This window comes from Roseomonas rosulenta, from assembly GCF_016106005.1.
GTDB lineage: Bacteria > Pseudomonadota > Alphaproteobacteria > Acetobacterales > Acetobacteraceae > Neoroseomonas > Neoroseomonas rosulenta.
Genome location: NZ_JACADR010000002.1, coordinates 39,284 through 62,150, shown reverse-complemented (window position 1 = coordinate 62,150; position 22,867 = coordinate 39,284). Strand labels below are relative to the sequence as shown.

Here is a 22,867-nt window from a genome sequence, read left to right as displayed (position 1 = left end):
CGCGCCCTCAAAGCAGGCGCATCGGCACCGCGACCGCACCTTGCATGAGGCGCCGCGCGGTGCGGAACACCACGGCACTGTCGGCGAACCAGCCGGTTTCGCGGCGCGAAACCTCGGCGCCGACCGAGAGGATGCCGGAGGGATTTGCAACGCGCACCTCGTCGCCCGCGATGAGGCCGGCCATCGATTGCGGCAGCGAACCGGCGATGCGGCAGGCGACGCCGAGCGCCATGCCGCCGGTGAGCGGCACGGCGCGATGGGCACGTTCCATCGAGATCATGCGCACCGCGATGTCGTGCGTGCCGGCGGCATGCTCCGCGCCGTCGAGCGCGCGATAGGGCGCGGCGGGTGCCACGACCGCGACCTTCGGGATGGCGAGCGGCGCCGCCTCGGGCGTGGCGCAGAGGCCCTTGCGCACCGCCGCGATCCGCCGCAGCGCATCGAGCAGCGCCATCGTTGCGGGACTGGCCTCGATCGCCTCGGGGCTCTCGGTGCCGGTCAGGCCGAGCTCGTGCGCATCGAGGAAGACGCAGGCATTGGCGGCATCGACCATGGTGGCCCTGTAGCGGCGCCCGTCATGGTCCAGCGTGTCGAGCGCGGCGCCGGTGGGCAGCAACGATCCGGTCGCGCCACCGCCGGGGGCGAGGAAGTCGAGCCGGATGCGCGCGCCGGTGCCCGACACGCCGGCCATGGCGAAGTCGCCGGCCACCGCCGCGCGCCCGCCGCGCACCGGGAAGCGCGCATGGATGATGCGCTGCGTGTTGACCTGGTGGATGCGCACCAGCGCTTCGCCGTCGGAGGCGCGCACGAGGCCCTCATCCACCGCGAAGGGGCCGATGGCGGAGGAAAGGTTGCCGCAGTTGGACGACCAGTCCACCAGCGGGCGATCCACCGCGACCTGCGCGAAGGTGTAGTCCACATCGGCGTCCGCATGCGTCGGCGGCCCGACAATCACGGCCTTCGACAGCGACGAGATCCCCCCGCCCATACCGTCGAGCTGCCGCCCGTAGGGATCGGGGCTGCCCAGCACCGACAGGAAGATCGCATCCTGCTTCCCGCGGTCGCGCGGCAGGTCCTTCGCGTGGAAGAACACCCCCTTGGAGGATCCGCCGCGCATGAACACGGCGGGGATGAAGGCCTGGTCCATCTGGCGGTCTGCTCCTGCGGCGCTATGCTGGCGGTGTCGTCTTGAAAGGGATGCCCATGCTCGACCGATCCGCCAAGGGCGTTTTCGTCATTGCCCCCACGCCGTTCCTGCCGGATGGGTCGCTCGACCTCGCCAGCGCCGACCGGATGACCGACGCCTTCCTCGCGGCCGGTGCCGCCGGGATGACGCTGCTCGGCGTGATGGGGGAGGCGCCCAAGCTGACGCAGGAGGAATCCGTCGCCTTCGTCGATCGCGTGCTGAAGCGCGTGGCAGGGCGGGTGCCGGTGGTGGTGGGTGCGTCGTCGCCGGGATTCGCGCAGATGAAGGCGCTGTCGCGCGCGGTGCTGGACCTCGGGGCTGCGGGCATCATGGTCTCGCCGCCGCCTGGGCTGAAGGGCGACGAGGCGGCGGTCTCCTACATCGCGCAGGCGGTCGAGACGGTGGATGCACCCTTCGTGCTCCAGGACTACCCGCAACTCACCGGCATCACCATGACGGCGCCGATGATCGCGCGCATGGCGGCCGACCCGCGCGTGGTGATGCTGAAGGCGGAGGACTGGCCGGGCCTCGACAAGCTGACCGCGGTGCGGCGGCTGGAGGCCGAGGGAAAGATGCCGCGCCTGTCGATCCTGGGGGGCGTGGGCGGGCAGTTCCTGCCGGAGGAACTCGCGCGCGGCGCGGATGGCATCATGACCGGCTACGCCTTCCCCGAGATGCTGGTGAATGTGTGCCGGATGATGTGGGCCGGGCAGCGCGACGCCGCGCAGGACCTTTTCGACATCCACCTGCCGCTGATCCGCACCGAGGTGCAGCCGGGGCTTGGCCTCGCCATCCGCAAGTACGTGCTGGTGAAGCGCGGTATCATCGCCCATGCGACGCTGCGCGCGCCTGGGCCGAAGCTGAGCGCGGAGACCGCGGGCGAGGTGGACTACCTTCTGGTCCGCCTCGCGCGGACGGAAAGGCTGGCCGCGGCCGCCTAGCCGCGGCCGCCTAGCCGCGCCCGCCGATCACGCGGCGGATCGCAAAGGAGGACTGGATTCGCGCCACCCCGGGGAGGCGCGAGAGCTGTTCCTTGTGGATGCGTTCGTAATCCGCCGCGTCGCGCACCTCCACGCGCAGTAGATAGTCCGACATGCCGGTCATCAGGAAGCAGTCGCGCACTTCCGGCAGGCGCTTCACCGCTGTCTCGAAGCGCGAGAGGTGTTCCTCGGTCTGTCGGTCGAGCGTGATCTGCACGATCACCGTGACGGTGTCGCCGTGCTGCGGTTCCTCGATGATGGCGGTGTAGCCGCGGATCACGCCGCGCGATTCAAGCAGCCGCAGCCGGCGCAGGCAGGCCGATTGCGACAGGCCCACGGCCTCGGCGAGCGCGGCATTGGTCATGCGCCCATCCTGGCGCAGGGCCTTCAGGATGCGTTGGTCGGCGTCGTCGAGCATGGGCAGAATCTGCGAAGGAGTGGCGGAATCCGCGCAGGATAATGCCCCATTTGGCGGAATGCACGAATCTTCCGCAGCAAATGCCACACCCCGTCCGCCATGATTGCCGCATCGGATCGAGGGGGTTCACCACCATGCGCGTCATCGTGCTCGGCAGCGGCGTCGTCGGCGTCACCAGCGCCTGGTACCTGGCCCGCGCGGGGCATGAGGTGACCGTGCTCGACCGCCAGCCGGCGGCGGGGATGGAGACGTCTTTCGCCAATGCGGGGCAGCTTTCCTACGGCTATTCCGCCCCCTGGGCCGGCCCGGGCATTCCGGTGAAGGCGCTGAAGTGGCTGATGATGCGCCACCGGCCTTTGGTGCTTTGGCCGCGCGCGGACCAGCGCCTCTATACCTGGCTCGCCGCCATGCTGGCGAACTGCACCGAGGCGGCCTACCGGCTCAACAAGACGCGCATGGTCCGGCTTGCCGAGTATTCCCGCGACTGCCTGGGCGACCTGCGGCGCGAGACCGGCATCGCCTATGACGGGCGTTCGCTCGGCACGCTGCAGCTGTTCCGCACGCAGAAGCAGCTCGATGCGGTGGGCGGCGACAAGGCGGTGCTCGACACCTTCAAGGTGCCCTATGAGGTGCTGGACCCGGCCGGCTGCGTCGCCGCCGAGCCGGCGCTGCGCCACGTGCAGAGCAAGTTCGTCGGCGGACTGCGCCTGTCCGATGACGAGACCGGCGACGCGCATATCTTCACGCAGCGCCTGGCCGCCATGGCCGAGGCGATCGGGGTGCGCTTCCGCTACGGCGTCACCATCAAGGGCCTGACGACCGAGGGCGACCGCGTGACCGGCGTGGTGACCGAGGCCGGCACCGAGACCGCCGATGCCTATGTCGCGGCGCTGGGCAGCTATACACCGGCGCTTCTCGCGCCGCTCGGCCTGCGCGTGCCGGTCTATCCGGTGAAGGGGTATTCGCTGACGCTGCCGGTGAGGGACGAGGGCGGCGCGCCAGTCTCGACCGTGATGGACGAGACCTACAAGGTCGCGATCACCCGCCTGGGCGACCGCATCCGCGTCGGCGGCACGGCCGAACTCGCCGGTTTCTCGACCGCGCTACGCAAGCCGCGGCGCGAGACGCTGGAGCACTCGGTGACCGACCTGTTCCCGCGCGGCGGCGACGTCGCCGAGGCGTCCTTCTGGACCGGCCTGCGGCCGATGACGCCGGACGGCACGCCGGTGGTCGGCCCGACGCGGCTGCGCAACCTGCACCTCAACACCGGGCACGGTACGCTCGGCTGGACCATGGCCTGCGGGTCGGGGCGCGTGCTGGCGGACCTGGTGACGGGCCGCAAGCCGGAGATCGAGACCGCCGACCTGGCACTGGACCGCTACGCGGCGGCGTGACCTTCACGGCGCGGCGGTTCCTTGCCACTTTGGGTGGCACACAGGAGCAACCGCCATGCCCAAGGTCGCCATCCACGTCGAGTTCAAGCCGAAGCCCGGCCAGCACGCCGCCTTCGACGCGCTGATCCGCGAGCATGCGCGCCTCACGCTGTCCGAGGAGCCCGGTTGCGAGCGCTTCGACGTGCTGCAGCCGATGAACGCCGACGGCACGCGCGACGAGAGCCGCATCATGCTGGTCGAGGTCTATACCGACCAGGCGGCGGTCAAGGCGCATGTGGCGAACCCGCGCATGCCCAAGGTGCGCGAAGCCTATACGCCGCTGATCGACGGGCGCGTGCTGACCATGTGCGAGCTGTGACCGACCTTTAGGCTTTTAGGCCTTTAGTTCCGCCGTACCAAAGCCCGAGCTGCAGGCCAGAGGGGCGCTGTGGCGCGTGCCGCGACGCCAAGCTTCCCGCGGGCGCCCCGACCGGCGCCTGACGGGTACAGCGGTGAAACTCCTGCGTTGCTGGCCTTCAGGCCCTTCGCGCAGCGTTGATGACTCTGCGCCTGCATCGAGCGAAGGCTGCTTCGGCACTGCGTGCCGGGCGCAAGGAAGGCGCTGATATAATTCCTATATCGTAATCCGGTCGCCAGTTGCAAGCCGTTTCAGCGCGCCCGTGCCAGCAGCCTGCGCGCGCGCTCGACCACCGGCAGGTCGATCATCTGGCCCTCGAAGGCCACCGCACCCTGGCCCTGCGCGATCGCGGCGTCGAAGGCGGCGATCAGCCGGCGCGCGCGATCCACCTCGGCGGGCGAGGGCCCGTATTCCTCGTTGATCACCGCCACCTGTGCGGGATGGATGCAGGCCTGGCAGGCGAAGCCCAGCGCGCGGGACCGCTTCAGCGAGGCGCGATAGCCCTCGAGATCCGAGAAATCCGCGAAGGGCCCGACCGATCCCATGGGCTGCACGCGCGCCGCGCGCGCCGCCGCCACCACCATCATCCCGAAATGGTAGAGCAGGTCGGCGCCGGGCACCGCCTCCAGCTCCGTCGAGAGATCCTCCGCACCGATGCCCAGCGCCACCACGCGCGGGTCGGCGCTGGCGATGGCACCCAGCAAGGGCAGCGCATCGGGCGTCTCCACCACCGCGACGAAGCGCGTATGGCCCGGCGCCATGCCAAGCGCGGCCTCGCGTGCCGCCACCACCTCCGACAGCAGGCGGATGTGTTCCGGCCCCATCACCTTGGGCAGCATCAGCGTGCCGACCGCCGGCATCACGGCGGCGGCGATGTCGGGGATGGCAAGCTCCAGCGCGCGGTTGATGCGCACCGCCACCTCCGCCCCCGCCTGGCCGACGCTTGCCGCAGCGGCCGGCAGCGCATCCCGCGCCGCCTGCTTGCCGCCGGGCGGGATGGAATCCTCAAGGTCGAGAATCACCACATCCGCGCCGCGGGTATGCGCCTTGGCGACGAATTTCTCGCCGCTGGCGGGCACGAACATCAGCGACCGCCAGGTGGCGGGGGCAGGGCGCGTCATGCGAAAGCCAGCTCCATCGTGGCACAGAGGTTGCCGTCCTTGTCGGTCGCCCAGCAGGCCATCTTCCCATCGACCGGCGCCGCACCGCACAGCGTGACCGTATCACCCACCCAGAGCGGGCGCGCGAGCCGCGCGGTGAACCCGGCGAGCCGCCCCGGCGCACGCTTCAGCGCGGCATCGAGCAGCAATTGCATGGTCAGCCCGCCATTCTGCACGGTCGCGGGATAGCCTTCCTCGCTGCGCGCATAATCCGCGTCGTAGTGGATGCGATGCGCGTTCCAGGTCACCGAGGAATAGCGGAACACCAGCGCCGAGGAGAGCAGCACCCGGTCGGCATAGATGCCGTTCGTCGGCGCCGGGTTGGGCGGCGTCTGCGGGCTCGGCTGGCCGGGCGGCGGCGCCTCCCGGTACATGGCGTCGAACTCGTCCACCGCGACGGTGCGGCCCTCGCATTCGATGACGTGGCGCATGGTCAGGATCGCCATGCGACCGGTGCGGCCGATCTTGGGCAGCACCTGTGCCACGATGGCGCGCTTGATGGCCGGCGTGCCGATGCGCAGGGCTTCGTTGATCGTCACGCGCCGGCCCGCGCCCATGCGCCGCGGCAGCGGGATCGGCGGCAGGAACACGCCCTTGTTGGGGTGGCCGTCGGGACCGATGTCGGACTGCTTCGCGATGTCGGGGAAGAACATGGTGAACCAGTGCGGCGGCAGCGCGTCGCCCTGCTTCAGCGAGGCCGGGTCGATGTCGAGCATGCCGGCGATGCGGCGCGCGGAGGACAGGCCGATCTCGTCCTCGACGATCCGCTCGCGCCCCACCCAGTCCTGCAGGGCGGCGATCGCCGCCTCGAATTCCGCGTCGGTCATGTCAGTTCATCGTGTCCCAGCAAAGCCGGGTCAGCCGCCCGGCGGTGGCGTAGGCGGCGGTATAGCCCGGCAGCCCGTCGGGCAGCGTGTCCGGCACGCGGTCGCAATAGACCGAGATGATGAAGCGCGGCACCTCGCCGCGATACACCACGCCCGCATCCATCCGCCCGCGCGGCCCGCGCCCGGTCTTGTTCGCGACCTTCGTCTTGGCCGGCAGGAGGGATGGGATCAGGTTGCGCAGCCGCTGCCAGGACAGGATGTCGAGGCCGAGCCTGCAGAGCTCCGGCGTGGCACCGATCGCGGCCGGTTCCGCGGCGTCGGTCGCGCCCTTCACCATGCGGTCGAGCAGCAGCCCCTGGTCGCGCGCCGTGGTGCTCGCCACCGCGTCGATCTGGTGGTCCCAGGCCAGGCCGGGCGGGGGGAAGTTCACGCGATGCGTCGTGCCGGTCATGCCGATGCCCCGGCACCAGGCGTTGAGCTCGTCGCGATCCAGCCGTTCCAGGACGATCTGCGTGCAGACATTGTCCGAGGTGATGATCATGTTCACGAAGGCGTCGCGCAGCGGAATGACGCAGCCCGGCGTCATGTACTGGTAGGTGCCGCTGTCGACACCTTCCTGCAGCCGCGCCTCGATCGTGCAGGGCTCGTCGAGCCGCAGCCTGCCCTCATGCACCTTCGAGAGCGCGTGCATCAGGATCGAGGTCTTGCGCGTGCTGGCGGAGGGCGTGACGACGTCGCCGCCGCGATCGGCCTCCCAGCCGGTCGCGAGGTCCTTCACGTACCAGGTCGTGTCGAAGGGCTGCGCGTCGCAGATGGCGTTCATCCGCGCGACGAGATCCTGCATGGGCGTTCCTCCTGCCGGCGCGGAGGCTAGCCCCGCTTCCTGCGCGTGGCCAGGGCGGGCTAGCCTGCGCGCGGCAAGGCGAGGGAACGACATGCGGACCGAGATCAAGCGCGTCGCGGTGATCGGCGCGGGCACCATCGGCGCCTCCTGGGCAGCGTATTTCCTCAGCCGCGGGCTGAGCGTCAGCGCGAGCGATCCCTCGCCGGGTGCGCCCGACCTGCTGCGGCGGATGATCGCCGGCGCCTGGCCGACCCTGATGCGGCTCGGCGGCAAGGCGGATGCCGATCCGGATGCCTGGACCTTCGACGCTGATCCCGCGGCAGCCTGCGCGGGCTGCGACTTCGTGCAGGAGAGCGCGCCGGAGCGGCTCGACATCAAGCAGGACCTGCTGGCGCGGATCGATGCTGCCGTGCCGCCCGACGTGGTGATCGCGTCATCGACCTCGGGACTGCTCGCGAGCCGGCTGTCGGAACGCTGCGCGCATCCCGAACGCGTGGTGATCGGCCATCCCTTCAACCCGCCGCACCTGATCCCGCTGGTCGAGGTGGTGGGCGGCGCCAAGGCCAGCCCCGAGGCGGTGGCCGCGGCGATGGAATTCTACCGCGCCATCGGCAAGCACCCGATCGAGATCCGCAAGGAGGTGCCGGGCCACCTCGCGAACCGCCTGCAGGCGGCGCTGTGGCGGGAGGCGGTGCACCTGGTCGCGGAAGGTGTGGCGAGCGTCGCCGACGTGGATGCCGCGATCAGCGAGGGCCCCGGGCTGCGCTGGGCGCTGATGGGCCCGCACACCACTTTCCACCTGGCCGGTGGGGAGGGCGGCATCGACCACTTCCTGCACCACCTGCTGCCGGCGCTTGAATCCTGGTGGATGGATCTCGGCGATCCGAAGGTGGATGCGGCGGTGCAGCGGATGCTGGTGGAAGGTGTCGCCGAGGGCACCGGCGGCGCCACCACCGCGGAGCTGGCGGCACGGCGCGACGCCGCGCTGGTGCGGCTGCTGGAAGCGCGTCAGCAGGCACGCACGAAGTAGCCGTCCTCGGTGCGGAAGGTGGTGGGGTTGGCGCCGCGCTCGCGCGCGGCCTGCGCCGCCTCGATCGCGTCGCTCAGGCTCGCGTAGGGGCCGGCGAGCTGGCAGCGGTCCCGCGCGGGCAGCACCAGCGAGGCGCGCGCCGCGCCGGCGGTGACGGCGCAGGCGATGACGAGGCCGACAAGGATGTGCAGCCGCGGGCCGGGCATGGGCGCCTCCTGCTCCCGCCGCCCCTTGATGGGGACGGCGGGGCTAGCCTGCGGCGCGCCTGTGCGGCCTGTCCGTGGCCTGCATCACAGCGCGGCGTGCCGTCCGGCGCGCACCAGGCGGCCGGGCAGGGCACCGGTGGCCACGCCGTCGCGATAGGTGACGGCGCCGGCCACCACCGTCGCGGCATAGCCGCGCGCACGCTGCAGCAGCCGCCGCCCGCCGGCGGGCAGGTCGGCGACCATCCGCGGCGCCTCGAGCGCCAGCGCCGTCAGGTCGATCACGTTCACATCGGCGCGCAGCCCCGGGCGCAGCACGCCGCGGTCGTGCAGCCCCGCCGCGCGCGCGGTGTCGGAGGTCAGGCGGCGGACGATCTCCTGCACCGGGAATACGGCCTCCTTCCCGTCGCGCGCCCAGTAGGCGAGCAGGAAGGTCGGGAAGGACCCGTCCGAGATGAAGCCCACATGCGCCCCGCCATCCGACAGGCCGGCGATGGCATTGGGGTGGCGCAGGCACTCGGCGCTGGCCGCGAGCGTGTAGTCGGCGAAGTTGGTGAGCGGGGCGAAGATGAAGCCCGCGCCGTCATCGGCGACCAGCAGGTCATAGGCGACCTCCTCGGCGGTCCGGCCCTCGCGCGCGGCCATGGCGGCGATCGAGGCGTCGCGCGGCGGGGCGTAGTCCGGCGGATCGCCGAAGGGGAACATGCGCTCGAAGCCGAGGCGCGTGATGAGCGGGAAGGTCGATCCGCTGATGCGGTCCTCCGAGAGGATGCGCGCGCGCAGCGCCGGGTCGCGCATGGCCGCGGCGCGCGCCGGCGCGGGCAGGTGCGCGATCTCCTTGTACGACGCGCAGCCGGCGAAGGGATTCTGGCTGCCGTTCAGCCCGAGCAGGATGCCGATCGGCCGCGGCGGGAACACCGGTCGGATCGGCAGGCCGCGCGCCGCCGCATCGTCGGACAGGGCGAGCAGTTCCTTCCATGCCTCGGTCCGGTCGTGGCGCGCGGTGAGCGAGAAGACCACCGGCTGCCCGGTCGCCTCGACCACGCGGCGCACGATGGCGAATTCGGTGGCGGGGTCGGGCGTGTTCCAGTCCGACACCAGTTCCAGCAGCCCGCCGCCGCCGTCGCGCAGGCCGAGCGCCAGGCCGTGGAGTTCTTCCTCCTGGGCACGAAGCGTGGGCGTGGGGTCGCCCTTCAGGGTCTTGTGGCTGATGGTGCGCGAGGTGGAGACGCCAAACGCGCCGGCGCGCACGGCTTCCGCGGTGATCTCACGCATCCGTGCGATATCGGCCTGGTTGGCGTTCTCGAGCGCCAGGCCGCGTTCGCCCATCACATGCACGCGCAGCGCGCCATGCGGCAGCAGGGCGCAGATGTCGATGTCGCGCGGCCTGGCGTCCAGCGCATCGAGGTATTCGGGGAAGCTCTCCCAGCGCCAGTCGAGGCCCTCGTGCAGGATGGGGCCGGGGATGTCCTCCACGCCCTCCATAAGTTCGATCAGCTTGTCGCGGTCGGCCGCGCGGCAGGGGGCGAAGCCGACGCCGCAATTGCCCATCACCGCCGTGGTCACGCCATGCCAGGCCGAAGGGGCGAGGTGCGAATCCCACACCGCCTGGCCGTCGTAATGGGTGTGGATATCGACGAAGCCGGGGGTGACCAGGTGGCCGCGCGCGTCGATCTCCTCGCGCCCGCGCTCGGCCACGCGGCCGACCTGCGTGATGCGGCCGCCCTCGATGGCAATATCGGCCTCGATGGGCGCGCTTCCCGTGCCGTCCACCACCGTCCCGCCGCGGATCACCAGATCGGCCATGGCCTGCGCTTCCTGTCCCGTTCGCGGGCAGCCTAGGCGCAGCGGGGCGGGGGCTCAATCGTAGACGAAGCGTTCCTCGAGGATGCGCGAGCCCGGGACGCCGAGCGCGGCGAGGCCCACCCGCGCCTCGCGCAGCATGGCGGGCGGGCCGCACAGGACGAAGATCCAGCCGGCCCTGGCGGCTTCGGCACAGCGCGCGCGGACCAGGTCGCGCGAGAGCATCCCCGTGGCACCCGCCCAGCCGGGGGGCGGTTCGCTCAGCACATGCACCACCTCGAGCGGCAGGGCGCGCGCCAGCTCCGCCAGTTCCTCGCGGGCCAGGATCTGCCCGGCATGGCGGTTGCCGTAGAGCAGCAGCATCGGCCGGCTGTCCCGCGCCGTCCGCGCGGCGCGCAGCATGGAGAGCATCGGCGCGAGGCCGATCCCGCCCGCCAGCATGGCGATGCCGGGCGCGGCGCGCCCCTCGGTGACCAGCACGCCGTGCGGGCCGTCGACATAGGCCGGGGCGCCCACGGGCAGGCTGCCGATGGTGCTGGTGAAGTCGCCGGCCTCCTTGATCAGGAAGCGCAGCCGGCCTTCCGGCTCGCCGGGGGCGGAGGCGATCGAGAAGGGATGCTCCCGCACCGCATGCGGCGAGCAGGCGAGGCGCAGCCAGGCGAATTGCCCGGGCGTGAAGGCAAGCCCGTCATGGCCGGCGGGGGTCAGCGTCACCTCCCAGCTGCGCTCGGCCGCGGGCGTGACGGCGGCGATGCGCCAGGGGCGGCGGGCGAGCCGGCGCGGGCGGAGGATGTAGACCTCGACCAGCGTGAACAGCGCCACCGCCGTCAGCACGCCCCAATAGGCGGCGAGCGGAGCGTCGGCGCTGTAGCGCCCGGCCTCCAGCGCATGGAGCAGCCCGGTGAGGGCAACCGCAGCCGCCGTCAGCCCGTGCATCACCCGCCAGCCCTCGTAGGTATAGGGCGTGGCGCGTCGGAAGATCGCGAGGCCGGTGAGGCAGAACAGCATCAGCCAGGCGATCCACCCCGTCGCGGCGGACCCGCCGGTGAGGCCGAGCACCGCCGCGCGCGCCGGGTCCGCCGCCGCCAGGTCCTGCGCCGGGATCGGCGGGGCGAAGCGGAAGGCGGCGTAGTCGTACAGAAAGGGGTGGGCCAGCAGCGCCACCGTCAGCACCCGGGCGAAGGCCTGGTGCCAGCGCATGGTCCGGTCGATGCCGATGCCCCCGCTGATGGCACTAAAGCGGCCCGAGAGCAGGAATTCCAGCAGCAGCGCGGCGAAGCCCGCCATGGCGAGGGCGGAGGACAGCTCGTCCATCCAGGGCCGCGCCGGCCCGACGCGCGCCCAGCCGAGGGCCACGGGCAGGATGACCAGCACCGCATATGCGGCCAGAAGCAGGGCAGCCGGCATGCCTGGTCCTTTCGATCCTGTCCCGCCTGCCTAGGCGATCGCCGCGGCCGAAGTCTTGACGCAGCGCAAGACCGGACGACGGGCGCTCGGTTGGACCGCGGATTGCATCGCCTGTCGCATCCGTGTGAAACGGACCCAACCGATCCAGGCCCGGACATGTCCATCCACGTCGCGCTGACGCACCGCACCAGCTACCGCTATGCCCGGCCTGCCAGCCTCGGCCCGCAGACCATCCGACTGCGACCGGCGCCGCACAGCCGGACGCCTGTGCTCTCCTATGCGCTGAAGGTCGAACCCAAGCCCCACTTCCTGAACTGGCAGCAGGACCCGCAGGGAAATTTCCTGGCCCGCGTAGTGTTTCCCGAGCGCGTGACGCATTTCGACGTGACCGTGGACCTCGTTGCCGACATGGCGACGATCAACCCCTTCGACTTCTTCCTCGAGCCCGAGGCCGAGACCTGGCCCTTCGCCTACGATCCGGGGCTCGAGCAGGAACTGGCACCGTTCCGCCGGATCGACCCCTCCGGCCCGCTGCTGGAGGCCCTGCTGGCCGAAGTGCCGCGCACCGAGCAGCGCACGGTCGACATGTTGGTGGCGCTGAATGCCCTGGTGCAGTCGCGCATCGCCTATGTCGTGCGCATGGAGCCCGGCGTCTGGTCACCCGACACCACGCTCGAGCAGGGCAGGGGATCGTGCCGGGACAGCGCCTGGCTGCTGGTGCAGCTGCTGCGCCGGCTCGGCTTCGCGGCCCGCTTCGTCTCGGGCTACCTGATCCAGCTGGTGGCCGACCAGAAGCCGCTCGAAGGGCCCGAGGGACCGACCAGCGACTTCACCGACCTGCATGCCTGGGCCGAGGTCTACCTGCCCGGCGCGGGGTGGATCGGCCTCGATGCGACCTCCGGCCTGATGACGGGCGAAGGGCACATCCCGCTGGCGGCGACACCCGAGCCGCAATCCGCGGCGCCGATCTCGGGCGGGCTCGAGAAGGTCGAGACCGAATTCGGATTCGAGATGAGCGTCCGCCGAATCCGCGAGACGCCGCGCGTCACCAAGCCCTACGCGCCCGGCCAGTGGGACGCGATCCGCGCCGCCGGCGAGGCGGTGGACCGCAAGCTGAAGGCGCTGGGCATGCGCCTGACCATGGGTGGCGAGCCGACCTTCGTCGCCGCCTCCGACCGCGACGCCGCGGAATGGAACACCGATGCGCTGGGACCCACCAAGCGCGCCTATGCCGGGCGGCTGCTGCGCCGGCTGGTGAAGCTGTGGTCGCCGGGTGCCGCGCTGACCACCAACATGGGCAAGCACTACCCGGGCGAGCAGTTGCCGCGCTGGGCGCTCCATTCCCACTGGCGCGCCGATGGCGAGCCGGTCTGGACCGACCCCACGCTGCTCGCCTCCGACGACGACCGTGACACCGCCACCGCAGCGGACGCGGCGCGCTTCGCCCGGCTGCTGGCCGAGCGCCTGCAGGTGGACCCCGCCCTGGTGCAGGGCGCGCACGAGGACATCCACTACTACCTGTGGAAGGAACAGCGCCTGCCCGCCAATGTCGTGGTCGAGGACGCGAGGCTCGCCGATGCGCTGGAGCGCAAGCGCCTCGCGCAGGTGTTCGGCCAGGGCCTCTCGGCCGAGGTCGGATCGGTGCTGCCGATCCGCCGCGTCATGCAGGACGGCGTGCGCCGCTGGCAGTCGGGCCGCTGGTTCTTCCGCGGTGAGCACCTGTTCCTCATCCCGGGTGACAGCCCGATCGGGCTGCGCCTGCCGCTCGCCGCGCTGCCCTGGATGTCGCCGGAGGATGCGGCGCGCGTGCAGCAGCACGAGGCCGACCCCTTCGCCTGGCGCGCCGACCTGCCGCCCCATTCGGCGCTGATGGCGCAGCGGGCGCTGCGCGCGCAGCAGATGCCCGAGAGCCTGGTGCAGCGCGCGCTCCGCGCGCCGCTGGCGGGCGAGGGCACCGCCTCGGGCATCGAGGATTTCCGCCCGCAGCCGCAGCCCATCCCGGTGGTGGGCGAGTCCGACGCCGGCGTGGTGCGCACGGCGCTCACCATCGAGGCGCGGGAGGGGATGCTGCACGTCTTCTTCCCGCCGCTCTTCGCCGCGGAGGACTGGCTCGACATGGTGGCGGCGGTCGAGGCGACGGCGGCCGAGCTGGGCCGCAAGGTGGTGCTGGAAGGCTACCTGCCGCCGTCGGATCCGCGGCTGCTGCATTTCTCGGTCACGCCGGATCCGGGCGTGATCGAGGTGAACATCCACCCGGCGGGCAGCTGGGACGAGGTGGTCGGGCGCACCGTCGCGCTCTACGAGGAAGCCCGCCAGGTCGGCCTCGCCGCCGAGAAGTTCATGACCGATGGCCGCCATGTCGGCACCGGGGGCGGCAACCATGTCGTGATGGGCGGCGAGACGGTCGCGGAAAGCCCCTTCCTGCGCCGGCCCGACCTGCTGAAGTCGCTGGTCGGCTTCTGGCACAACCATCCCTCGCTGTCCTACCTGTTCAGCGGCCTGTTCATCGGCCCGACCAGCCAGCATCCGCGCATCGACGAGGCGCGCATGGATGCGATCCATGAGCTCGAGATCGCCTTCTCCAAGGTGCATGCCTGGCAGGAGGTGCCGCCCTGGATGACCGACCGGCTGTTCCGCAACATCCTCGCGGACATGACCGGCAACACCCACCGCACGGAATTCTGCATCGACAAGATGTACGATCCGGCGACGAGCGGCGGCCGGCGCGGGCTGGTGGAGTTCCGCGGCTTCGAGATGCCGCCGCACGCCGAGATGTCGGCGGTGCAGATGCTGCTGATGCGCGCGGCCCTCGCCGCCTTCTGGGAGCGCCCCTATGAGCGCCGGCTGGTGCGCTGGGGCACGCGGCTGAACGACCAGTTCATGCTGCCGCACTATTGCGGGCAGGATTTTCAGGACGCGATCGACGAGCTGCGTAACCTGGGCGCGCCGATCGACCCCGACTGGTTCGCCCCGCACATGGCCTTCCGCTTCCCGCTGATCGGGGAGGCGAGCGTGCGCGACATCGGCCTCGAACTGCGCCACGCGCTCGAGCCCTGGCACGTGCTGGCCGAGGAACAGGTGGCCGGCGGCACCGCCCGCTACGTCGACAGCAGCGTGGAGCGCGTGCAGGCGCGCGTGACCAACTGGGTGCCGGATCGCCACGCGCTGGCGGTGAATGGCGTCGCGGTGCCGCTGCGCGCGACGGAGCGTGCCGGCGAATACGTGGCGGGCATCCGCTTCAAGGCGTGGAACCCGCCTTCGTCGCTGCACCCCACCATCCGGCCGCAGACGCCGCTGGTGCTCGATGTCTTCGACCGGTGGAACGGGCGCAGCCTGGGGGGCATGACCTATCACGTCGCGCATCCGGGCGGGCGGAGCTACGACCGCTATCCGGTCAATGCCAACGAGGCCGAGGCGCGCCGGCGTGCCCGCGTGCAGCCCTTCGGGCATACGCCCGGCCGCCTGGCGCCGCCCGAGCCGCCGCCCGGCCTCGAACTGCCCTTCACCCTCGACCTGCGACGTCATGGCTGAGCCCGAGGCCGTCCCGCCGCTCGACGAGATGGTCGATGGCAGGGGCGGCGTGCGCCCGCATTGGCGCACCCTGCTCGGCATCCTGGGCGGCATGGGCGAGGGGGTGCTGGGCGAGCGCGCCCGGCGGCTCGACCGCGCCTTCGAGGACGAGGGCATGGCCGGCGTGCTGCCGGGCTCGAAGCGCGAGGCCGCCTGGCGCTGCGACCCGCTGCCCATGGTGCTCCCGGCGGCCGAGTTCGCGCAGCTCGAGGCCGGCATCGCGCAGCGCGCGGCGCTGCTGGAGGCGCTGCTGGCCGACCTCTATGGCCCGCAGCGCCTGCTGGCCGAGGGCGCGATCCCGCCTGAGGTGGTCTTCGCCAATCCCGCCTTCCTGCGCGCGTGCCGGCACGCGGGCGAAGCGCCGGCACGGCCGATGCTGCACCTGTACGCGGCGGACCTGCTGCGCGGCCCCGATGGCGCCTGGCGCGTGCTGGCGGACCGCACCACGGCGCCGGCCGGGCCGGGCCTGGCGCGGGAGAACCGCCGGCTGCTCGCGCGCGTCATGCCGGAAGCCTTCCGCGGCACGCAGGTCCGGTCCATGCGGCCCTTCTTCGACCTGTGGCAGGATGCGCTGCAGCGCCTTGCCCCGCCCGAGCGCGGCGATCCGGCGGTGGCGCTGCTCACGCGCGGCACGCAGCATCCGCGCTGGTTCGAGGACATGCTGCTCTCGCGCGAGCTTTCCTGCGCGCTCGTGGAATGCGGCGACCTGACCGTTCGCGGCGGCGCGCTGTACCTCAAGACGCTGCAGGGCCTGCAGCGGGTGGATGTGCTGCTCTCGCGCATCGAGGGCGCGGCGCTTGACCCGCTGGAATGCGCGCAGGCGGGCGTCTCCGGCGTGCCGGGGCTGCTCGATGCCGCGCGGCAGGGGGCGGTGCGCATCCTGAACGCGCCGGGGGCTGGACTGGCCGAGGCGCCGGCGCTGGCCGGCTTCCTCGAGGCGCTGGCGCCGCGGCTGCTGGGGCAGGCGCTGCTGCTTCCCTCGGTCGAGACGCTCTGGCTCGGCGATGCCGCGGCGCGCGCGCGCCTGGCGAACGAGCCCGGCTGGCTGGTGCGCGGTGCGACCGATGGCGCCGCACCCACCCCCGTGCCGCTCGATGCCTGGGCCAATGCCATCGGGGCGGAGGCACGGCCCGCCGCCTATGCCGCGACGCGCCTGCCGGTCGCCTCCGTCGTGCCCTGCGTGGTTGGCGAGGGGCTGGAGCCGCGCCCGCTGATGCTGCGCATGTTCGCCGTGTTCGACGGCGCGGCGTGGCGCGTCATGCCGGGTGGCCTCGCGCGCATCGGCGAGGCGGCGTCGATCGGCGGCGCGCTGCCGGTGCAGGGGCTGTCGAAGGATGTCTGGGTGCTGGCCGATGAAGGGGCCGACATCATCGGCCCCGCGGCGCTGCAACTGCCGCCGCTGCCGATCCGCCGGCAGCCCGGCGCGCTGCCCTCGCGCGTCGCGGACAATCTGTTCTGGCTCGGGCGGTATACGGAACGGCTGGAGCGCGCCGCACGGCTGGTGCGCGCGACGCAGGCGCGCATCTCGCGCGGGGTGGTGCTGCCGCGTGAGCAGGCGGAGGTCGCAGCACTTGCGCGCTGCCTGGGCCAGGCCGGCTTCACCGGCGCGGAGGAGGTCGCGGGGTCCTCCGCCGCGCAGGCGCTGCCGGGGATCATCGCCGCGGCGCTGCGCGAAGGCGGCGCGCTGCCGGCGCTGGCGGAACGCATCGCGGCGTTGACCGCCATGGTGCGCGACCGGTTGACCGCCGACATGCATGCGACCTTCACGCTCACGCTGCGCACCGCGCGGGCCGAGATGCTGGCCGCCGGCGACGGGCTCGAGACGATCGGCCGCGCGATGATCTCGGTGCTGCGCTTCGCCACCGCGGTGGCGGGGGTTGCGGCGGAGAGCATGGTGCGCGGCGGCGCCTGGCTGTTCCTCGACCTCGGGCGGCGGGTGGAGCGCGCACAGGCGATCGCCTCGGAAGTGCAGTTCGCGCTCGACCAGCCGCCGGCGCGCATCGAGGGCGGGCTGCGGCTGATGCTCGAACTGTGCGACAGCGTCATCACCTATCGCAGCCGCTACCTCACCATATTGCAGCCGGCGCCGGCGCTCGACCTGGTGCTGGCGGACCCGTCCAATCCGCGCGCGCTCGCCTTCCAGCTGGAAGCGATCAGCCGCAGCCTGTCGGAGGTGGCGCGCGAGGACGACCCCGCCCTGCCGGGCGAGGCGGCGCTGCTGCTCGCGGAGGCGGAGGCGATCGTGGCCGATGTGATCCGCGCGCCGGACCAGGCGGTGGCGGCGGCCGGCCTGCCGCCGCGGCTGGAGGCGATGGCGAACCGCATTGCCGCGCTGTCGGATGCGGTGACGCGGCGCTATTTCGCGCTGCTGCCGCTGACGCAGATGGTCGGCATCGAAGGTGCGACGCCCGCCTTCCGGGGGGCGGCGTGATCTATCGGCTGCGGCATGTTACCACCTATGCCTATGCGCATCCGGTGGACCTCGCGGCGCACCTGCTGCTGCTGACGCCGCGGAGCCTCGCGCATCAGCAGGTGGCGCGCGCGACGCTGGAGGTGACGCCCGCGCCGTCCCATGTGAGCGAGGCGCCGGACCATTTCGGCAATCTCGCGACCCGCGTCTTCATCGACGTTCCCCATGCGCGCTTCGAGGTGGTGGCCGAGGCTCTGGTCGAGGTGCGCTTCCCCGAGCCACCTGCGCCCGCGACCACGCTGCCCTGGGAGGTGGTGCGCGACATCGCGCGCGGCTCCGAGGCTGTGGAATTCACCTTCGGCAGCCCGCTCGCGCCGCTGGTGCCGGCGGCGCGGGGCTATGCGGCGGCGTCGTTTCCGGCGCGCCGTCCGGTGCTGGCCGGGCTGCTCGAGCTGATGGCGCGCATCCGGCGCGACTTCACCTACAAGCCCGGCGCGACGGGTCCGAACACGCAGGTGGCGGAGGTGCTCGAGAGCCGGGTCGGGGTGTGCCAGGACTATGCGCACGTGATGGTGAGCGGCCTGCGTGGGCTCGGCCTGCCGGCGCGCTATGTCTCGGGCTATGTGCGCACGCGTCCGCCGCCGGGCGGGACGGCGCGGCGTGGCGCCGACCAGTCGCATGCCTGGGTCGAGGCCTGGCTGGGGCCGGAGCATGGCTGGGTGGGCCTCGACCCGACCAACGACATCGTGGTGCGCGACGAGCATGTGGTGCTCGCCTGGGGGCGCGATTTCGGCGATGTCAGCCCGCTGCGCGGCGTCATCCTGGGCGGGGGCGAGCACGGGCTGTGGGTGGGCGTCGATCTCGAGGAAGCGGAAGGCCCGGTGCCGGCCTGAGGCGCTGCCCGCCGTCGCGCCAGGCCTGCCTGGCCGGCACGCAGGCGCGGCGCGACGCTGCGTTACGCAGGCGTGCGGCCGGTTGACGCGGCGGGCGCGCGAGATGACAGTTTCGCAAGCTCTCGCGGAGACCGCTTCATGAATGTCGTCAGCCCGCCGGCCGCGCTTCGCGGCATCACCGAGGAGGAATGGCGGATCCGCTGCGACCTCGCGGCGTTGTACCGGCTTGTTGCGCATTTCCGCATGACCGACTTCATCTACACGCACATCAGCGCGCGCGTACCGGGGCCCCAGCACCACTTCCTGATCAACCGCTACGGCGTGCTGTTCCACGAGATGCGGGCCTCCGACCTCGTGAAGATCGATCTGGACGGCAACGTGGTCGAGGACGGCGCCGGGTCGAAGCCGGTGAACGCGGCGGGCTTCGTGATCCATTCCGCCATCCATGCGGCGCGCGAGGATGCGGCGGTGGTGATCCACACGCATACCGAGGCCGGCATCGCCGTCTCGGCGCAGCGGCAGGGGCTGCTGCCGATCAGCCAGCACGCGCTGAAGTTCTACGGGCATCTCGCCTATCACGACTACGAGGGCATCGCGCTCGAGCTTGAGGAACGCGAGCGGCTGGTGCGCGACCTGGGGCCGCACAGCGCCATGATCCTGCGCAACCACGGGCTGCTGGTCTGCGGGCGGCATGCGGCGGAGGCCTTTCTCAACATCTACTACCTGGAACGCGCCTGCCAGGCGCAGATCTCGGCGCTGGCGGGCGGAGCGGAGCTGGTGCTGCCGCCGGAACAGGTGCGGCTGCACACCGCCGCGCAGTTCAACCGCGGCGGCGACGGCAAGCATTTCGACATGGCCTGGGCCTCGGCGCTGCGGCTCATCGAGGACGGGAAGCCGGACTACCGTTCGTGACGGCCGACACGCTGATCGAGGGCGGGCGCGTCTTTCGCGGCCTCGCCGGCGGGTTCTCCGATGCGGTCGCGCTGAAGGACGGGCGTGTGTTCGCACTGGGCGATGACGCGCGCGGGGCGGCGGGTGCGGGCACGCGGCGCGTCGACCTCGCCGGGCGCGTGGCGATCCCTGCCTTCAACGAGGCGCATATGCACCTGCTGCCCTACGGCCTCGGCCTCGCGCAGGTGAACCTGCGCGCCGAGGAGGTGCGGACGCTCGACGAGGTGCTGCGGCGCATCGGCGATGCCGCGAAGGCGGCGCCCAAGGGGGCCTGGGTGCTCGGGCGCGGCTACGACCATGCGGAGCTCGATGTCGGGCGGCACCCGCTGGCGAGCGAGCTGGACCGCGCCGCACCGGACAATCCCGTCGCGATCGTGCGCACCTGCGGGCACATGGCGGTCGCGAACACGCTGGCGATGAAGCTGGCGGGCGTCGGGCACAACACGCCAGACCCCGAAGGCGGCGTCATCGAACGCAAGGGCGGCGCGCTGACCGGGCTGTTCCAGGAACGCGCGATGCGCCTGGTGCGCGACGTGATCCCGCCGCCCGACCAGGCGACCATGGTGGGCGCGATCGGCGCCGCCTGCGACCACCTGGCCTCGCTCGGCTTCGCCTCAGCCACCGACATGAATGTCGGCATGACGGCGGGCTTCGCGGAAGTCGCGGCCTATGAGGCGGCGAAGGCCGCCGGCCGGCTGACGCTGCGCATGTGGCAGGTGCTGGCGGGCAATCCGGAAGGCATCGCCGCGGAGGCCTGGGCGGCCGGCATGCGGCCGATGGATGGCGACGACAGCCTGCGCTGGGGCGCGGTGAAGGTCTTCGCCGATGGCTCCGCCGGCGGGCTGACCGCGGCCTTCTTCGAGCCCTACCTGCAAGGGGGGACGGGTGTGTTCACCTTCCCCGACGAGACCATCCACGCGCTGCTGAAGCAGTACCATGAGCAGGGCTGGCAGCTCGACATCCACGCCATCGGCGACGCGGCGATCGAGCAGGTGCTGCTGGGCATGGAGGCTGCCGACAGCGCCGCGCATCCCTTCGCCGGGCGGCGCCATCGCATCGAACACTGCGGCTTCGTCACGCGCGACCAGCGGCGTCGGATGAAGGCGCGCGGCATCCTGCCCGTGCCCCAGCCGATCTTCATGTACGAGTTCGGCGACCTGTACGTGAAGAATCTCGGCCCCGCGCGGTCGATGCACGCCTATCCGATGAAGACCTGGCTGGATGAGGGCGCGCATCCGGCGGCGTCCTCGGATTGTCCGGTCTCGACCGTCGATCCCTTCGTGAACCTGTTCACCATGCTGACGCGCAAGACCAACCGCGGCACGGTGATGGGGCCGGAGGAGCGGCTGACCGCCGAGGAGGCGGTGCACTGCTACACCTGGTGCGGCGCCTACACGCAGTTCACCGAGGACCGCCGTGGCACGCTCGAACCGGGGATGCAGGCCGACATCGCGGTGCTCTCGCGCGACGTCTTCGCCATCGACGCGGAGGAGATGCGCTCCGTGCAGGCGGACCTGACCCTGCGCGACGGCGCGCCCATCTTCGACCGCCACGGTGCCTTCGCCTGATGCTGCGCCACGCGCTCCATCGCCTGCTGCAGGCCGTGCCGGTGATGTTCGGCGTGCTGCTGATCGGCTTCCTGCTGATGCAGGTGGTGCCGACCGACCCGGCCACCGTGCGTGCCGGGCCGACCGCGACACCGGACGTGATCGCGGCGATCCGCAGCGATCTCGGCCTCGACCGGCCGCTCTACGTGCAGTTCGGCCTGTATCTGTGGCGGCTGGTGCAGGGCGATCTCGGCGCCTCCATCATCAACAACGTGCCGGTCACGCAGGAACTGGCCGCCACCATAGGGCCGACGCTGGAACTCATGGTCGCGAGCCTGTTCTGGTCCATCCCGCTCGGCATCCTGCTCGGCACGCTGGCGGGGTATTGGCGGGGCTCGGTGATCGACCGCGTGATCATGGCAGTGTCCGTCGCGGGCGTGTCGGTGCCGGTGTTCTTCCTCGGCCTCGTGCTGATCTGGTTCGTCGGCTTCCAGTGGCAGTGGCTGCCCTTCACCGGGCGCGGCGGGCCGATCTGGACGATGGATGGCATCCGGTCCTTGATCCTGCCGGCCATCACGCTCGGCGGCGTGTTCATCGGGCCGGTGGCGCGCATGACGCGCACGGCGGTGCTGGACGTGCTCTCGGCCGACCATGTGCGCACCGCGCGCGCCAAGGGGCTGACCGAGCGCCTGGTGGTGCTGCGCCACGCGCTGCGCAACGCCCTGGTGCCGGTGGTGACGCTGATCGGCCTGCAGATCGGCTTCCTGCTGGGCGGCGCGGTGGTGACCGAGACGGTCTTCGCCTGGCCGGGCATCGGCCGGCTCGCCGTCAGCGCCATATTGCAGACGGACGTGCCGATGGCGCAGGGCACCATCATCGTGCTGTCGATGGGCTTCATCCTGGTGAACCTGGCGGTGGACGTGCTCTACGCCGCGCTCGACCCGCGGATCCGCGCGGCATGAGTGCGAGCACCGACACCGCCGAGCCCATTGCCCCGCCGCGCCCGGGCATTCTGTCGCGGCTGCTGCGCGAACCCGCGGCGGCGGTCTCACTGGTGCTGGTGGTGCTGATCATCGCGGCGGCGGTGCTGGCCCCGGTGCTGGCGCCGACCGATCCCTACGACAACGATCTCTCTCTCGCGATGCAGCCGCCGGGCAGCCCGGGCCTGCCGCTCGGCGCCGATGCGCAGGGGCGGGACATGGTCACACGGCTGCTCTACGGGCTGCGGGTGTCGCTGCTGATGGGCTTCGCGGCGGTGGCGCTGGGCGGGTCCTTCGGCGCGCTGCTCGGCTTCCTGGCCGCTTTCTACCATCGCTGGCTGGACGGACCGATCATGCGCCTGGTGGACATGATGCTGTCCTTTCCGGCGATCCTGGTGGGGCTCGCCATCGCCGCGATCTTCGGGCCGGGCATCTTCTCGGTGGTGCTCGCACTTTCGGTCGCAACGGTGCCGCTGATGGCGCGCATCGTGCGCGGATCCGCCATGGTCGTGATGCGGCTCGACTTCATCGAGGCGGCACGCGCCACCGGCATGACAGATGCGCGGCTGATCTGGCGGCACCTGGCGCCGAACTGCCTGTCGTCCATTTTCGTGTTTGCCACGCTGCGCTTCGGGCAGGTGATCCTGCTGGGCTCGGCGCTGTCCTTCCTCGGCCTCGGCGCGCAGCCGCCCACGCCGGAACTCGGTGCCATGGCGAGCGAGGGGCGCAACTTCCTGTTCTTCGCGCCGCATATCGCGGTGGTGCCGTGCATCGCGATCTTCATCGTCGTGCTCGCCTTCAACGTCCTCGGGGACGCCTTGCGGGACGCGCTCGACCCCAGGCTACGCATTTGAACGGGAGAGGTGG

General features: G+C 71.7%; 19 protein-coding genes. 11 read left to right on the top strand and 8 right to left on the bottom strand.

Annotation, left to right across the window (positions count from 1 at the left end; translation table 11 throughout):
- Positions 1 to 7: 7 nt before the first annotated feature.
- Positions 8 to 1,147 (bottom strand): 2-methylaconitate cis-trans isomerase PrpF family protein, encoded by a 1,140-nt coding sequence (locus HW578_RS00825; RefSeq protein WP_198368591.1) that lies wholly within the window; start codon positions 1,145 to 1,147, stop codon positions 8 to 10.
- A gap of 56 nt (positions 1,148 to 1,203) precedes the next feature.
- Between HW578_RS00825 and HW578_RS00820 the strand changes: the two genes are divergently transcribed.
- On the top strand, positions 1,204 to 2,127 hold the full coding sequence (locus HW578_RS00820; protein ID WP_232478402.1) for a dihydrodipicolinate synthase family protein: 924 nt from the start codon (positions 1,204 to 1,206) through the stop codon (positions 2,125 to 2,127).
- A gap of 10 nt (positions 2,128 to 2,137) precedes the next feature.
- On the opposite strand, the gene HW578_RS00815 is transcribed toward HW578_RS00820, so the two are convergent.
- On the bottom strand, positions 2,138 to 2,584 hold the full coding sequence (locus HW578_RS00815; RefSeq protein ID WP_198368589.1) for an Lrp/AsnC family transcriptional regulator: 447 nt from the start codon (positions 2,582 to 2,584) through the stop codon (positions 2,138 to 2,140).
- A gap of 134 nt (positions 2,585 to 2,718) precedes the next feature.
- Here HW578_RS00815 and HW578_RS00810 point away from each other — a divergent pair, with 134 nt between their 5' ends.
- Together HW578_RS00810 and HW578_RS00805 are read left to right on the top strand one after the other, a co-directional pair.
- Positions 2,719 to 3,978 carry a D-amino acid dehydrogenase gene (locus tag HW578_RS00810; RefSeq protein WP_198368588.1) on the top strand — a complete coding sequence of 420 codons (1,260 nt, stop codon included), beginning with the start codon at positions 2,719 to 2,721 and terminating at the stop codon, positions 3,976 to 3,978.
- A gap of 55 nt (positions 3,979 to 4,033) precedes the next feature.
- Positions 4,034 to 4,336 carry a putative quinol monooxygenase gene (locus HW578_RS00805; RefSeq protein ID WP_198368587.1) on the top strand — a complete coding sequence of 101 codons (303 nt, stop codon included), beginning with the start codon at positions 4,034 to 4,036 and terminating at the stop codon, positions 4,334 to 4,336.
- A 290-nt stretch (positions 4,337 to 4,626) separates the two neighbouring features.
- On the opposite strand, the gene HW578_RS00800 is transcribed toward HW578_RS00805, so the two are convergent.
- Genes HW578_RS00800 through HW578_RS00790 form a run of 3 tightly spaced genes read right to left on the bottom strand, consistent with a single transcriptional unit; the run spans position 4,627 to position 7,206 of the window.
- Positions 4,627 to 5,496 (bottom strand): HpcH/HpaI aldolase/citrate lyase family protein, encoded by an 870-nt coding sequence (locus HW578_RS00800; RefSeq protein WP_198368586.1) that lies wholly within the window; start codon positions 5,494 to 5,496, stop codon positions 4,627 to 4,629.
- Positions 5,493 to 6,362 carry a hypothetical protein gene (locus HW578_RS00795; protein ID WP_198368585.1) on the bottom strand — a complete coding sequence of 290 codons (870 nt, stop codon included), beginning with the start codon at positions 6,360 to 6,362 and terminating at the stop codon, positions 5,493 to 5,495. Before HW578_RS00795 ends, HW578_RS00800 begins: the two co-directional genes overlap by 4 nt.
- A 1-nt stretch (position 6,363) precedes the next feature.
- Positions 6,364 to 7,206: a serine hydrolase gene (locus HW578_RS00790; protein WP_198368584.1), complete on the bottom strand. Its 843-nt coding sequence runs from the start codon at positions 7,204 to 7,206 to the stop codon at positions 6,364 to 6,366.
- Positions 7,207 to 7,297: 91 nt separating this feature from the next.
- On the opposite strand from HW578_RS00790, the gene HW578_RS00785 reads away from it, so the two are divergent.
- Complete coding sequence (locus HW578_RS00785) at positions 7,298 to 8,236, top strand: 3-hydroxyacyl-CoA dehydrogenase NAD-binding domain-containing protein (RefSeq protein WP_198368583.1); 939 nt, start codon at positions 7,298 to 7,300, stop codon at positions 8,234 to 8,236.
- Here HW578_RS00785 and HW578_RS00780 read toward each other — a convergent pair.
- The 3 genes from HW578_RS00780 to HW578_RS00770 all read right to left on the bottom strand — a co-directional run bounded on the left by HW578_RS00780 (position 8,215) and on the right by HW578_RS00770 (position 11,649).
- Positions 8,215 to 8,442 carry a hypothetical protein gene (locus HW578_RS00780; RefSeq protein ID WP_198368582.1) on the bottom strand — a complete coding sequence of 76 codons (228 nt, stop codon included), beginning with the start codon at positions 8,440 to 8,442 and terminating at the stop codon, positions 8,215 to 8,217. The genes HW578_RS00785 and HW578_RS00780 overlap by 22 nt on opposite strands.
- Positions 8,443 to 8,526: 84 nt before the next feature.
- Positions 8,527 to 10,245 (bottom strand): N-acyl-D-amino-acid deacylase family protein, encoded by a 1,719-nt coding sequence (locus HW578_RS00775; RefSeq protein WP_198368581.1) that lies wholly within the window; start codon positions 10,243 to 10,245, stop codon positions 8,527 to 8,529.
- A gap of 54 nt (positions 10,246 to 10,299) precedes the next feature.
- Entirely contained in the window at positions 10,300 to 11,649 is a 1,350-nt protein-coding gene (locus HW578_RS00770) for a ferredoxin reductase family protein (protein ID WP_198368580.1), read from the bottom strand.
- Between the two features lie 156 nt (positions 11,650 to 11,805).
- On the opposite strand from HW578_RS00770, the gene HW578_RS00765 reads away from it, so the two are divergent.
- The 7 genes from HW578_RS00765 to HW578_RS00735 all read left to right on the top strand — a co-directional run bounded on the left by HW578_RS00765 (position 11,806) and on the right by HW578_RS00735 (position 22,854).
- Positions 11,806 to 15,180 carry a transglutaminase family protein gene (locus HW578_RS00765; RefSeq protein WP_198368579.1) on the top strand — a complete coding sequence of 1,125 codons (3,375 nt, stop codon included), beginning with the start codon at positions 11,806 to 11,808 and terminating at the stop codon, positions 15,178 to 15,180.
- On the top strand, positions 15,173 to 17,650 hold the full coding sequence (locus HW578_RS00760) for a circularly permuted type 2 ATP-grasp protein (protein WP_198368578.1): 2,478 nt from the start codon (positions 15,173 to 15,175) through the stop codon (positions 17,648 to 17,650). The genes HW578_RS00765 and HW578_RS00760 overlap by 8 nt, the downstream gene beginning before the upstream one ends.
- Positions 17,647 to 18,522 (top strand): transglutaminase family protein, encoded by an 876-nt coding sequence (locus tag HW578_RS00755; protein WP_198368577.1) that lies wholly within the window; start codon positions 17,647 to 17,649, stop codon positions 18,520 to 18,522. Before HW578_RS00760 ends, HW578_RS00755 begins: the two co-directional genes overlap by 4 nt.
- Before the next feature lie 138 nt (positions 18,523 to 18,660).
- The gene (locus tag HW578_RS00750; protein ID WP_198368576.1) at positions 18,661 to 19,434 is read left to right on the top strand and encodes a class II aldolase/adducin family protein; all 774 of its coding nucleotides are present in this window, start codon (positions 18,661 to 18,663) and stop codon (positions 19,432 to 19,434) included.
- Positions 19,431 to 21,041 carry an amidohydrolase gene (locus tag HW578_RS00745; protein ID WP_198368575.1) on the top strand — a complete coding sequence of 537 codons (1,611 nt, stop codon included), beginning with the start codon at positions 19,431 to 19,433 and terminating at the stop codon, positions 21,039 to 21,041. The genes HW578_RS00750 and HW578_RS00745 overlap by 4 nt, the downstream gene beginning before the upstream one ends.
- Positions 21,041 to 21,982, top strand: a complete 942-nt coding sequence (locus tag HW578_RS00740; RefSeq protein ID WP_198368574.1) for an ABC transporter permease — start codon at positions 21,041 to 21,043, stop codon at positions 21,980 to 21,982. Before HW578_RS00745 ends, HW578_RS00740 begins: the two co-directional genes overlap by 1 nt.
- Positions 21,979 to 22,854 (top strand): ABC transporter permease, encoded by an 876-nt coding sequence (locus HW578_RS00735; RefSeq protein WP_198368573.1) that lies wholly within the window; start codon positions 21,979 to 21,981, stop codon positions 22,852 to 22,854. Before HW578_RS00740 ends, HW578_RS00735 begins: the two co-directional genes overlap by 4 nt.
- The last annotated feature ends 13 nt before the right edge of the window (positions 22,855 to 22,867 follow it).